Here is a 12,054-nt window from a genome sequence, read left to right as displayed (position 1 = left end):
GTGCGCTCCAGCCACCCGGATCCGGGTGGCTGAAGCGCAAGAAGTCGGTCAGGGGCGGGCGGAGGCGGCGCCGAGCAGGGCGGCCAACCCGAGCGCACTGCGCGGGTCGTACGCGGCACGCCACAACCCGCCGTGCGCCGCGGCATACGCCTCGTCCTGCCACGGGTGCTCCTGGCGGGGCGAGCCGACGGTGAGGTCGTGCACGAGCAGAGCCGCCATGAGGGTGTTGGCCGTGCCCGGCTCGAAGACCTCGACCCCGAAGCGGTGCGACCCGGCATACGCGGCAGCCAGCGCCCGGTTCTTCACGACCGAGCGGGTGCGGGTGGGCGGGGCGATCTTGAACGAGACCGTGGCCCCCCGCGCCCGGGCCGACGTGGCCCGCCAGCGCTGGATCCGCTTGGCGAGCAGGTAGTTCGGGCCCTGCTGGAGCACCACGGAGTCGTTGATGCCGGGGTCCTCACCGGGTTGGTAGTTGCGGCGCAGCAGCCGCCCGCCCGACAGGGTGCGCAGCGGGCCGCGCAGCACCTTGGAGGTGCGGCGCTGCGCGTAAGACCGGGCCGAGGCATCGACGGCCTCCCCCGGCACGGCGAACACGTCGGTCGGGGTCGCGAGGAACGACAGGGCGGTGTCCGGCCGGGCCAGGCGCACGATCCGGGTCATGGCGTCGACCGCGGTGCTCACCCGCACGTTCGTCGCCCCGTCGGCGTAGACGTAGTTGCCGACGACGAGCTGCCCGGGCAGCCCGCAGACCCAGCCGGTCGCGGTCGGCAGACCCCCGATGAGATCGACCCCGGCCCGTTCGGCCAGCGGGGACGTGCCCGGGGAGGCCGGCACGAGCAGCCGGCCGGCGCTGGATGCCGTGTCGTCGAGGACGCGGGTCCACAGGTCCGGGCGGGGCAGGTCGACCGCGGCGACGGTGGCACCCCAGCGCAGCAGCGAGCGCAGCGGCCCCATCTCGGCCGCCGCCCCGAGCACGACGACGGTGCGCCCCTCGAGCCGCAGCCAGTCGGGGTTGTCGAGCACCAACCCGACGGCCTCGCGCAGGCTCGGCTCGACGACCCCGTCGTCCACCCACGTGTCCAGCCGGCGGCGCAGGTCGTCCCCGGCGAGCCGGGTGCCCCGGTAGGGCACCGTCAGGGCGGTGTCGGGCTCACCACCGCCACCGTGGCTCTGCGTCACGAGGTTGTCGGCGGGGCTGCCGACGACCCCGCCCAGCGCGGCATCCAGGGCGCACTCCGTGCCGTCCGGGTCACGCCACCGCATCCGGTCGTGCACCGAGGCCAGGCCGGCATCCGCGATGGTCACGGCATCCTGCGGGCTGGTCAGGCCCGCCTCCACCAGGCGCCGGAAGTGGGTGAGGTAGCCGCTGCGCCAGTTCGTCTCGCGCTGGGCGGCGGCCGCTCCGACGGGGTCGACGGGGCGCAGCGCGTCGGCCACGATGCCGCGACCTGTCGCGCTGGTCGAGCGGCGGCCGTCGACCTCGGGGAAGACCGCACCGGTGGGGTCGTTCATGTCACTCCTGACGACGTTCGGGCAACGCTGGCCACTCTGCCACGTGCGCGAGGACCAGGGCGGCGAGCGCCGCCGTCAGAGCCCGCGGCCGAGGGTCAGGCCGAGCAGGGCCAGCACCACGCCCACCACGAGCATGCCCACCGCGTTGGCAGCAGCCCGACCCCAGGCCTCCTGGTGCAGGAGTCGAACGGTGTCGACCATCGCCGTGCTGAACGTCGTGAAGCCCCCGAGCACGCCGCCCCCGAGGACGAACAGCCACGTGCCGTCGACCAGCCCCGCCTCGAACGACCCGACGAGCAGGCCGAGCAGGAACGATCCGAGGGCGTTGACGAGGAAGATGCCTGACGGAAAGCCCGGTGTGGCACGCCGCATGACCAGCCCGTCGCCGAGGTAGCGCAGGCAGGCGCCGATGCCCCCGCCGAGGCAGCCGAGGAGGAACACGGGGACGCTCATGCCCGACCTCCCCGCGCCGGGTCGGCACGCCGGTCGGCACGCCGGTCGGCACTCAGCCGCCCGACACGAAAGCCGATCCCCGCGGCGAGGACGCCGAGGACGACGCTCGCCACGGCATACGTCATCGCCAGACCCAGGCGGGAGCCGGCCAGCAGCACGGTGTCCGTCGCCAGGGCGCTGTAGGTGGTGAAACCGCCGAGGATGCCGGTGCCCACGAACAGCCACACCTCACGTCGCCGGGGCGTCTCCGGTTCCACGGCGGCGAGGTGGGCGAGGAGGGCACCGAGCAGGGCGGCGCCGACGATGTTGACGAGGAACACCGACCACGGGATGCCGCCCTCGGCAGGCAGGAGGAGGTGCAGTCCCTCCCGACCGGCGGTTCCGATGGCGCCGCCGAGCAGCACCAGGCCCAGCGGCCGAGCCTCGACCAGCCGATTCGCCTCCACGGGGCACACCCTAGTGAGGGCGCCCCCCGTGGTGGAGGCGACGGAGGCGACGGAGGCGGCGGGCGTTCAGCCCCAGACCAGGGCCCGCCCCGGGTCGGCGAGCAGGGCGGCGACGTCCGCGAGGTAGCGACTGCCGAGCTCGCCGTCGGCGAGCCGGTGGTCGAAGCTCAGCGCCAGCGTGGTCACCCAGCGCGGCTCGATGCTCTCGCTGCCGTCGGCCGCGGTGACGACCCACGGCCGCCGCGAGATCGTGCCGAACGCGAGGATCGCCGACTCACCCGGGTTGAGGATCGGCGTCCCGGCGTCGATGCCGAACACCCCGACATTGGTGATCGTGATCGTCCCGCCGCTCATGTCGGCGGGCTGGGTGCGCCCCTCGCGGGCGGTGGCCGTGAGGGTTCCGATCGCGTCGGCGAGCTCACGCATCGTCATCGCGTCGGCATCCTTGATGTTCGGCACGAGGAGCCCGCGGGGGGTCGCCGCGGCGATGCCGAGGTTGACGTAGTGCTTGAGCACGATCTCCTGGGCGGCCTCGTCCCAGCTGGCGTTGATGCCGGGGTTGCGGCGCACCGCGACACACATCGCCTTGGCGAGCACGAGCAGCGGTGTGACCTTGACGTCGCGGAACTCGCGGTCGGCCTTGAGCCGCTCGACGAGGTCCATCGTCGCGCTGACGTCGACGGTGACCCACTCGGTGACGTGGGGCGCGGTGAAGGCCGACGCGACCATGGCCTGCGCCGTCATCTTGCGCACGCCCTTGACGGGGATCCGCTCCTCCCGGTCGCCGGATGCCGTGGGGCGGCCCGAGCGGGACGCGGCGGGTACGGCATCCGAGATCTCCTGTGCGGATGCCGCGGTACCCGTCGCGCGCGCGGCCGCCGCCTCGACGTCGGCGCGGGTGACGATGCCACCCTCGCCGGTCGGGGTGATGGCGGCGAGGTCGAGCCCGAGGTCCTTGGCGAGCTTGCGCACCGGCGGCTTGGCCAGGGTGCGGGTGCGCTCCCCGGACAGCGGCTGTACCTGTGGTGACCTATTGGTCGAGTCGGGGACCGTCGGTGCTCCCCCGCCGGTGCGCGGGCGGCGCTTGGCCTCGGTCTGCTTGACCCCGTAGCCGACGAGCACCGCGGTGCGTCCCGTCGAGGTCGTGCCACCGATGAGGCCCTCGGCGATCTCCTCGCCCGAGCCACCAGCCGGGGCACCCGCGTCGGATGCCGGGGCACCAGCGGGCGGTGCGGCGGCAGCGGGAGCCGGCGCGGCGGCATCCGAGCGCAGTTCACCGGACAAACCCCCACTGCCCTGGGGAACGCTTGTCGGGGGAACTGAGGGTCTATCGGGTGACCCGATAACGCTGGGGTCGTCGATGGTGATGATGACCGAACCGACGTCGACGGTGTCGCCCTCGGCGGCGTGCAGGGCCGCGACGGTGCCGGCGAAGGGCACCGGAAGCTCGACGAGCGACTTGGCCGTCTCGACCTCGACGACGATGTCGTTGACCTTGACCGTGTCACCGACGGCCACGTGCCACGTGACGAGGTCGGCCTCGGTCAGACCCTCACCCGGGTCGGGGAGCTTGAACTCACGAAGAGCCATCTGCGAGAACCCCTTTCAGTACGCGAGGGAGCGGTCGACGGCGTCGAGCACGCGGTCGAGGTCGGGGAGGAACTCTTCCTCGATGCGGCTGGGCGGGTAGGGCACGTTGTAGCCGCCGACGCGCAGGACCGGGGCCTCGAGGTGGTGGAAGGCCCGCTCGGTGATGAGCGCCGAGATCTCCGACCCCATGCCGAGGAACGTCGATGCCTCGTGGACGACGACGACCCGGCCGGTCTTGCGGGCCGAGGCCAGGATCGTGCCCTCGTCGAGCGGCGAGAGCGAGCGCAGGTCGATGACCTCGAGGTTGCGCCCCTCTTCGGCCGCGGCCTCGGCGGCCTGGAGGCACGTCTTGACCATGGGGCCGTAGGCCAGCAGCGTGACGTCGGTGCCCTCGCGCAGCACGCGCGCCGAGCCGAGCGACCCGGAGGGCCCGTCGCCGACCTCACCCTTGTCCCAGTAGCGGCGCTTGGGTTCGTAGAACACGACGGGGTCGTCGGTCTCGATGGCCTGCTGGATCATCCAGTGGGCGTCGTGCGGGTTGGAGACGGCGACGACGCGCAGCCCCGCCGTGTGGGCGAAGTAGGCCTCGTTGGACTCGCTGTGGTGCTCGACCGCGCCGATGCCGCCGCCGAACGGGATGCGGATGACGAGCGGCATCTTCACGAAGCCGAGGGAGCGCGCGTGCAGCTTCGCGACCTGGCTGACGATGTGGTCGAAGGCCGGGTAGACGAACCCGTCGAACTGGATCTCGATGACGGGGCGGTAGCCGCGCAGGGCCATGCCGATGGCCGTGCCGAGGATGCCGGCCTCGGCCAGCGGGGTGTCGATGACCCGGTCCTCGCCGAAGTCCTTCTGCAGGCCCTCGGTGACGCGGAAGACCCCGCCGAGCTTGCCGATGTCCTCACCCATGAGCACGACCTTGGGGTCGCGCTCCATGGCGGCCCGCAGACCGCTCGTGATGCCCTTGGCGATGGTCGTGGGCTTGGTGGCTGCGGTGCTCATGCCTGCGCCTCCACGAAGGAAGCCTGGTAGGCGGCGAACTCGGCGCGCTCGCGCTCCATGACGGGGTGCGGTGTGGCGTAGACGTGGTCGAACATGTCGGTTCCGGGGGGCTCGGGCATCGACAGGCACCGTTCTCGCACCGAGGTGCCGAGGGCGTCGGACTCGGCGTCGGTGGCGTCGAAGAACGCGGCGTCGGCGCGGCCGGTGGTGAGCAGCCACCGCTTGAAGCGCTCGATCGGGTCACGGTGCTTCCACACCTCGACCTCGGCGCTGACGCGGTACTTCGTCGGGTCGTCGGAGGTGGTGTGGGCGCCCATCCGGTAGGTGTAGGCCTCGATGAACGTCGGACCCTGGCCGGTGCGCGCGGCATCCAGCGCCGCCTTGGTCACGGCATACACGGCGAGGACGTCGTTGCCGTCGACCCGGATGCCGGGGAAACCGAACCCGCGCGCCCGGTGCCAGAGCGGCGCCCGGGTCTGCTTCTCGTTCGGCTCGGAGATGGCCCACTGGTTGTTCTGGCAGAAGAAGACGACCGGGCTGTTGTTGACGCCGGCGAAGACGAGGGCCTCGGACACGTCGCCCTGGCTGGTGGCCCCGTCGCCGAAGTAGGCGATGACGGCGGCGTCGCGCTCGTCGTCGCCGGTGCCGACGGCGCCGTCACGCTGGATCCCCATGGCGTAGCCGGTGGCGTGCAGGGTCTGCGCGCCGATGATGATCGTGTAGAGGTGGAAGTTCTTCTCGTTGGGGTCCCACCCGCCGTGGTTCACCCCGCGGAACATGCCGAGCAGGTTCACCGGGTCGACGCCGCGGCACCACGCGACGCCGTGCTCGCGGTAGGTCGGGAAGGCGTAGTCCTGGGGGCGCAGCGCGCGGCCGGAGCCGACCTGGGCGGCCTCCTGCCCGAGCAGGCTCGCCCACAGGCCCAGCTCGCCCTGCCGCTGGAGCGCGGTGGCCTCGGCGTCGAAGCGCCGGATCAGCACGAGGTCGCGGTAGAACCCACGCAGCTCCTCGTCGCTCAGGGCGTCGACGACGGCGTCGTGCTCGGGGTGCGAGACCCGTTCCCCTTCGGGATTGAGCAGCTGCACCATCTCGGGGCCACCGTCCTGCACGAGGCGGACGGGGTTCTCGGGGGCGGTCGCGCGGCTGACGTGGTGGTCCACGCCGAACGCGGTCTCGAGGGGGGCGACGACGTTGTCGCTCACAGGGCACTCCTTGTCCGGGCGCCCGTGGTGACGGATGCCGCGTCGAGCCGACCGTAGGCGTCGCCGGGTGCGCGTCGTCGCGGTCGACAGGGGTTGGGCGACCGCGATGCTGGGTGTGGCTGCGGTCACTGCCGATGTCGGGACCACCGTACCGGTGGGACGTGGCCGCAGAGAACCACATGAGGTGTGGACGGCCTGCGGAGGGCAACCGCCCACGCAGCACACGGGAATTCTGAGAGGCGGGGGTCGAGGGGTGCCGGTGGGAATCGTTGCCCGCCGCAAGGAATCCCTTCACTGGGGCAATGACTCGTCGGCACACCCTCTTGGGGTGCCGCAGCACCGCCACCGCCGCGCCGACTGAGCCCTGCGCGATCAGGCCCTCAAAGGCGGCGAGCGCTCAGGCGCGGCGGGCAGCCAGGAAGGACCCGGCCACCTCGATGAGCCGGTCGTTGGCCTCACGCTCGGCGATCGTGGCGCGGGCCCCGTCGGTGCCGTACGGGCGCACCGTCAGCCCGGCATCCTGACAGGCCGCGGCGAAGGCCGCCGTGTCCTCACCCAGCCCGAACCACACGAAGTTCGCCTGCGAGTCCGAGAGCTCCCACCCCTGCTCGGCCAGCGCCGCCAGCACCCGTTCGCGTTCGGCCACGAGCTCCTTGACCCGCACCTTGAGTTCGTCGGATGCCGTGAGCGACGCCACCGCGGCGACCTGTGCCAACGAGTTCACCCCGAACGGGATCGCGGCCTGCCGCAGCGCCAGCGCCACCGGCTCGTGGGCCACGGCGTAGCCGACCCGCAGCCCGGCGAGGCCATAGGCCTTGGAGAAGGTGCGCAGGACGACGACGTTGGGCCGCGAGCGGTGGACGGCGACGGCATCCGGGGCATCGGGCGCGGTGACGAACTCGAGGTACGCCTCGTCGATCACCACGACGACGTCCCGCGGCACCCGCTCGAGGAACAGCTCGAGCTCGGCGTCGGTGACGGTGGTGCCGGTCGGGTTGTTCGGCGTGCAGACGAGCACGAGGCGGGTGCGCTCGGTGATCGCGTCGGCCATCGCCTCGAGGTCGTGCCGGTCGCCGGGGCCCAGCGGCACCTGCACCGGCACCGCCCCGGCCAAGGTCACCAGGATGGGGTACGCCTCGAAGGAGCGCCACGCGAAGACGACCTCGTCGCCGGCGTCGCAGGTCGCCGCGATGAGCTGACCGAGGACACCGACCGAACCCGGGCCGAAGGCCAGCCGATCGGGGGGAACGTCGAGGCGGGCCGCGAGCGTCGCGGTCAGCTCGGTGACGCCCATGTCGGGGTAGCGGTTCATCTCGCCCGCGGCAGCCTGCACGGCGTCGAGCACCGAGGGCAGCGGCGGGAACGGGTTCTCGTTGCTGCTGATCTTGTAGGCGGTGACTCCCGGCGGGGCGGAGGCGGGCTTGCCCGGGGTGTAGGCCGGCAGCTTGGCCAGGGCGGATCGCAGGGTCACGACGTCCTCACTCATGACAGCCACTGTAGGCCGGGTCGCCCGGCGACCACCCGCAGCGGCGAGTTGACGCCGAATCCGGCCCACACGGCATCCGGCCTGTCAGACTGCCAGCGTGAAGAACTTCCTCATTCGGGTCGGTGTCAACGGTGTCGCCCTGTGGGTTGCCGCGCTGGTCCTGCCGGGCATCAACCTCGCGGAAGGTGACGTCGGCTGGGGCCGCAAGCTCTGGACGATCTTCTTCGTGGCCGTGATCTTCGGCGTCGTCAACGCCATCATCAAGCCGATCGCCCAGTTGCTATCGCTGCCGTTCATCGTGCTGACGCTCGGGTTGTTCATCTTCATCGTCAACGCGTTCATGCTGCAGCTCACCGAGTGGGTCAGCGGGTGGCTCGACCTGTCGTTCAGCATCGACCAGTTCTTCTGGGACGCGATCTTCGGCGCCATCGTCATCACGCTCGTGTCGTGGGTGCTGAACGTCGTCCTGCCGGAGAACGACTGAACCCCCGATAGGTTGGACGCCATGCGCGTCCTCGTCTCCGGCGGTGCCGGCTACATCGGGTCCCACACGGTCGTCCAGCTCGTCGCGGCGGGCCACGACGTCGTCGTCGTCGACTCCTTCGCCAACGCCAAACCCGCGGTGGTCGGCCGCCTCGAGGCGCTGACCGGGCAACCGCTCGAGGTGCACTCGTTCGACCTCACCGACCACGACAAGACCGAGCACCTGTTCGCGAACGACCGGATCGACGCAGTCATCCACTTCGCGGGGTTCAAGGCGGTCGGCGAGAGCGTGGCCAAGCCGCTGGAGTACTACGAGAACAACCTCGGTAGCACCTTCTCGCTCGTGCGCGCCATGCGCCGGCACGGGGTGACCAAGCTGGTGTTCTCGTCGTCGGCCACGGTCTACGGCGCCGACGCCCCCGTGCCGATGGCAGAGGACCTGCCGACCTCGGCGACCAACCCCTACGGCTGGACCAAGGTCATGCAGGAGCAGATCCTGCGCGACGTCGCGTTCTCCGATCCGACGTGGCGGATCGCCCTGCTGCGCTACTTCAACCCCGTCGGGGCACACGCGTCGGGGACCATCGGCGAGGACCCCTCCGACATCCCGAACAACCTCATGCCCTACCTGGCCCAGGTGGCCGTCGGGCGCCGCGAGAAGCTGTCGGTCTTCGGCGGCGACTACCCGACCCCCGACGGCACGGGGGTGCGCGACTACATCCACGTCGAGGACCTCGCCGCGGGGCACATCGCCGCGCTCACCAGGTTGGATGCCGTGGACGACGCCGTCTCGACGTGGAACCTCGGCACCGGCCACGGGACGTCGGTGCTCGAGCTGGTCGCGGCCTTCTCGCGGGCGTGCGGTCACGACCTGCCGTACGAGATCGTTGACCGCCGGCCCGGTGACGTGGCCGCGTCGTACGCCGATGCCACCCGCGCGCAGGCCGAGCTCGGCTGGCGCGCCACCCGCACCGTGGACGACATGTGCGTCGACACCTGGCGCTGGCAGTCGCAGAACCCGCACGGCTACCCCGACGCCTGAAGCCTGACGCCTGACGCCTGACGCCTGACGCCAGCCCGGCCCGGCTGGGTGGCGACTGCCGCTGCCCGACCCGGCTGGGTGGCGACGGCGGTCGCGAGACCCGGCGGGACGGCATCCGACCGGCACTTCACCCGACAACCCCTCACCTCACCCGAGAAGCGTTGTCCCTCAAAGTGGGGCTTTATCGGGTAACCCGATAAAGCGTTCGGGTGAGGGTACCTTCGTGGGCAGGTTCACACCCCTCGAAGGTTGAACGGATGTGACGGCCCTCTCCTACACGGAGTAGTTTTTGACCTACTACGTCTTGTCGTTTGACTTGCAGGAGCCCTCATGGATGCCGTCGACGTCGCCAGGTGGCAGTTCGCCATCACGACCGTGTACCACTTCTTGTTCGTGCCGATCACGATCGGCATGTCGCTCATCGTGGCGATCTTCCACACGCAGTGGCTGCGCACGCGCAACCCCGAGTACCTGCGACTGACCAAGTTCTACGGCAAGCTCTTCATCATCAACTTCGCCCTCGGGCTGGTCACCGGCATCGTGCAGGAGTTCCAGTTCGGGATGAACTGGTCGGACTACTCCCGCTTCGTCGGTGACATCTTCGGCGCCCCGCTGGCGTTCGAGGCGCTGCTGGCCTTCTTCCTGGAGTCGACCTTCATCGGCATCTGGGTGTTCGGCTGGGGCCGCATCCCCGAGAAGTTGCACGCCGCGTGCATGTGGCTCGTGCACATCGGCACCGTGCTGTCGGCCTACTTCATCCTCGCGGCGAACTCGTTCATGCAGAACCCGGTCGGCTACCGGTTCAACCCGGAGACGGGTCGCGCCGAGATGGCCGACTTCATGGCCGTGCTCACCAACAAGGTTCAGCTCGTCACCTTCCCGCACGTGATCTTCTCGGCCTACATGGTCGGCGGCGCCGTCGTCATGGGCGTGGGCCTGTGGCTGATGCGCAAGCACGCCACCACCGACGACGAGCCGATGTACCGCAAGGCCACCCGCTTCGGCGCGATCTTCGCCCTCGTCGCCTCCCTCGGCGTCATCGTCACCGGTGACATCCAGGGCAAGATCATGACCGAGGTCCAGCCCATGAAGATGGCCGCGGCCGAAGGGCTCTACGAGACCACCACGAACGCCCCGTTCTCGGTGCTGTCCATCGGTTCGCTCGACGGCAGCGAGGCCACTCGGATCATCGAGATCCCGGGCCTGCTCTCCTTCCTCGGCACCGGCACCTGGGACGGCGAGGTCGAGGGCATCAACGAGCTGCGCGTCAGCGAGCGCGCGATGGCCGAGAAGGTCGCCGAGCAGTACGGCCCCGAGGTGGCCGCCCTGGTGCTCGTCGACGACTACACCCCGATGATCCCGCTCGCCTACTGGTCGTTCCGCTTCATGATGGGCCTGGGCTTCGCCACGATGGCCGCCGCCGCCGCGACCCTGTGGGCGATGCGCAAGAACCGGGTCCCCCACGGCTCGGTCTGGACGTGGGTCGCGATCCTCACCCCGCTCGCGCCCGTGTTCGCCAACAGCTGGGGCTGGATCTTCACCGAGGCCGGCCGTCAGCCCTGGATCGTCTACGGCCTGATGACCACCTCGACCGGGGTCTCCCCGTCGGTCAGCGCCACCGAGGTCTGGGTCTCGATGATCGCCTACACCCTCGTGTACGCCGTGCTCGCCGTCATCGAGATCAAGCTCTTCCTCACCTACGTCCGCCGCGGCGCCGACCCCTTCGAGGACCCGGCCGACCACGCGGATGCGGACGAGGACGCCCCGCTCCAGTTCGCCTACTGATCGACGTCAGGACTGAAACGCCATGGACTACGCACTCATCTGGTTCGGACTCATCGGTCTGCTGTGGGCCGGCTACCTCGTGCTCGAGGGCTTCGACTTCGGAGTCGGCGCCCTGCTGCCGGTGCTCGGCAAGGGCACCAGCGACGCGGACTCCGAGAAGCGCCGCCGCGTCATGCTCAACACCATCGGCCCCCACTGGGACGGCAACGAGGTCTGGCTGCTCACCGCCGGTGGCGCCACCTTCGCGGCCTTCCCCGAGTGGTACGCGACGATGTTCTCGGCGTTCTACCTGCCGCTGCTCATCCTGCTCGTCGCCCTCATCGTGCGGAACATGGGCTTTGAGTACCGCGGCAAGCGCGACGACGACACCTGGCGCGCGCGCTGGGACATGGCGATCATCGGCGGCTCCATCGTGGCGCCCCTGCTCGTCGGGGTCGCCCTGACCAACGTCGTGCGCGGCGTGCCGCTCGACGCCGACAGCGAGTTCGTCGGCAACCTGTTCACCCTGCTCAACCCCATGAGCCTGCTCGGTGGCCTCGTCGTGCTTGGCCTCAGCCTCACCCACGGCGCGTTCTTCCTGGCCCTGAAGACCACGGGCGACATCCGCCGTGACGCCCGGACCCTGGGCACCACGCTCGGGCTGGTCACCGCCGGCCTCGCGGTCGTGCTGCTGCTCTGGCTGGGTCTGACCCAGGGCACGCTCTGGTCGTGGATCACCACCGCCATCGTCGCGGTCTCGCTGCTCGCCGCGATCTACGCCAACGTCAAGGAGCGCGAGGGCTGGGCCTTCATCGGCACCGCCGTCACCTTCGCCAGCGCCGTCGCGACGTACTTCCTGACGCTCTACCCGAACGTCATGCCGACGACCCTGGCCGACGGCACGTCGCTCACCCTCGAGAACGCGTCGAGCAGCGAGATGACGCTGAAGATCATGACCGTGGCCGCCCTGGTCTTCACGCCGATCGTGCTGCTCTACACGGCGTGGACGTACTGGACGTTCCGCAAGCGCCTCGGCACCCAGCACATGCCGGCACCGGTCTCGGTCAAGTAACG

11 protein-coding genes are annotated in these 12,054 nt (G+C 70.5%); 4 read left to right on the top strand and 7 right to left on the bottom strand.

Annotation, left to right across the window (positions count from 1 at the left end):
* Positions 1–48: 48 nt before the first annotated feature.
* The 7 genes from C8E84_RS12350 to hisC all read right to left on the bottom strand — a co-directional run bounded on the left by C8E84_RS12350 (position 49) and on the right by hisC (position 7,691).
* Positions 49–1,512: a Rossmann-fold NAD(P)-binding domain-containing protein gene (locus tag C8E84_RS12350; RefSeq protein ID WP_159902548.1), complete on the bottom strand. Its 1,464-nt coding sequence runs from the start codon at positions 1,510–1,512 to the stop codon at positions 49–51.
* A gap of 75 nt (positions 1,513–1,587) precedes the next feature.
* The gene (locus C8E84_RS12345; RefSeq protein WP_159902546.1) at positions 1,588–1,965 is read right to left on the bottom strand and encodes a fluoride efflux transporter FluC; all 378 of its coding nucleotides are present in this window, start codon (positions 1,963–1,965) and stop codon (positions 1,588–1,590) included.
* Positions 1,962–2,411 carry a fluoride efflux transporter FluC gene (locus C8E84_RS12340; RefSeq protein ID WP_211675525.1) on the bottom strand — a complete coding sequence of 150 codons (450 nt, stop codon included), beginning with the start codon at positions 2,409–2,411 and terminating at the stop codon, positions 1,962–1,964. The genes C8E84_RS12345 and C8E84_RS12340 overlap by 4 nt, the downstream gene beginning before the upstream one ends.
* A 66-nt stretch (positions 2,412–2,477) precedes the next feature.
* Complete coding sequence (locus tag C8E84_RS12335) at positions 2,478–4,001, bottom strand: dihydrolipoamide acetyltransferase family protein (RefSeq protein WP_159902544.1); 1,524 nt, start codon at positions 3,999–4,001, stop codon at positions 2,478–2,480.
* Positions 4,002–4,016: 15 nt separating this feature from the next.
* Entirely contained in the window at positions 4,017–5,003 is a 987-nt protein-coding gene (locus C8E84_RS12330; protein WP_159902542.1) for an alpha-ketoacid dehydrogenase subunit beta, read from the bottom strand.
* Positions 5,000–6,205: a pyruvate dehydrogenase (acetyl-transferring) E1 component subunit alpha gene (pdhA, locus tag C8E84_RS12325; RefSeq protein WP_246196919.1), complete on the bottom strand. Its 1,206-nt coding sequence runs from the start codon at positions 6,203–6,205 to the stop codon at positions 5,000–5,002. Before pdhA ends, C8E84_RS12330 begins: the two co-directional genes overlap by 4 nt.
* Before the next feature lie 397 nt (positions 6,206–6,602).
* Positions 6,603–7,691: a histidinol-phosphate transaminase gene (hisC, locus tag C8E84_RS12320; RefSeq protein ID WP_159902540.1), complete on the bottom strand. Its 1,089-nt coding sequence runs from the start codon at positions 7,689–7,691 to the stop codon at positions 6,603–6,605.
* A 97-nt stretch (positions 7,692–7,788) separates the two neighbouring features.
* Between hisC and C8E84_RS12315 the strand changes: the two genes are divergently transcribed.
* The 4 genes from C8E84_RS12315 to cydB all read left to right on the top strand — a co-directional run bounded on the left by C8E84_RS12315 (position 7,789) and on the right by cydB (position 12,052).
* Positions 7,789–8,175, top strand: coding sequence for a phage holin family protein (locus tag C8E84_RS12315; protein ID WP_159902538.1), 387 nt, complete (start codon positions 7,789–7,791; stop codon positions 8,173–8,175).
* 21 nt (positions 8,176–8,196) lie between these two features.
* Entirely contained in the window at positions 8,197–9,216 is a 1,020-nt protein-coding gene (gene galE, locus C8E84_RS12310) for a UDP-glucose 4-epimerase GalE (RefSeq protein WP_159902536.1), read from the top strand.
* Between the two features lie 330 nt (positions 9,217–9,546).
* Entirely contained in the window at positions 9,547–11,001 is a 1,455-nt protein-coding gene (locus C8E84_RS12305) for a cytochrome ubiquinol oxidase subunit I (RefSeq protein WP_159902534.1), read from the top strand.
* 22 nt (positions 11,002–11,023) lie between these two features.
* Positions 11,024–12,052, top strand: a complete 1,029-nt coding sequence (cydB, locus tag C8E84_RS12300) for a cytochrome d ubiquinol oxidase subunit II (RefSeq protein WP_159902532.1) — start codon at positions 11,024–11,026, stop codon at positions 12,050–12,052.
* Positions 12,053–12,054 lie beyond the last annotated feature (2 nt).

Origin of the sequence: Ornithinibacter aureus (genome assembly GCF_009858245.1) — a bacterium.
GTDB lineage: Bacteria > Actinomycetota > Actinomycetes > Actinomycetales > Dermatophilaceae > Fodinibacter > Fodinibacter aureus.
Note: the sequence above shows the minus strand (reverse complement) of the source record. Positions and strands in the feature narration are given on the sequence as shown.

Bases quoted from the DNA above. Each gene is read 5' to 3' on its own strand.
- C8E84_RS12350 (WP_159902548.1), bottom strand. From the start codon at position 1,512: ATGAACGACCCCACCGGTGCGGTCTTCCCCGAGGTCGACGGCCGCCGC.
- C8E84_RS12305 (WP_159902534.1), top strand. From the start codon at position 9,547: ATGGATGCCGTCGACGTCGCCAGGTGGCAGTTCGCCATCACGACCGTG.
- cydB (WP_159902532.1), top strand. From the start codon at position 11,024: ATGGACTACGCACTCATCTGGTTCGGACTCATCGGTCTGCTGTGGGCC.
- C8E84_RS12330 (WP_159902542.1), bottom strand. From the start codon at position 5,003: ATGAGCACCGCAGCCACCAAGCCCACGACCATCGCCAAGGGCATCACG.
- hisC (WP_159902540.1), bottom strand. From the start codon at position 7,691: ATGAGTGAGGACGTCGTGACCCTGCGATCCGCCCTGGCCAAGCTGCCG.
- galE (WP_159902536.1), top strand. From the start codon at position 8,197: ATGCGCGTCCTCGTCTCCGGCGGTGCCGGCTACATCGGGTCCCACACG.
- C8E84_RS12345 (WP_159902546.1), bottom strand. From the start codon at position 1,965: ATGAGCGTCCCCGTGTTCCTCCTCGGCTGCCTCGGCGGGGGCATCGGC.
- C8E84_RS12335 (WP_159902544.1), bottom strand. From the start codon at position 4,001: ATGGCTCTTCGTGAGTTCAAGCTCCCCGACCCGGGTGAGGGTCTGACC.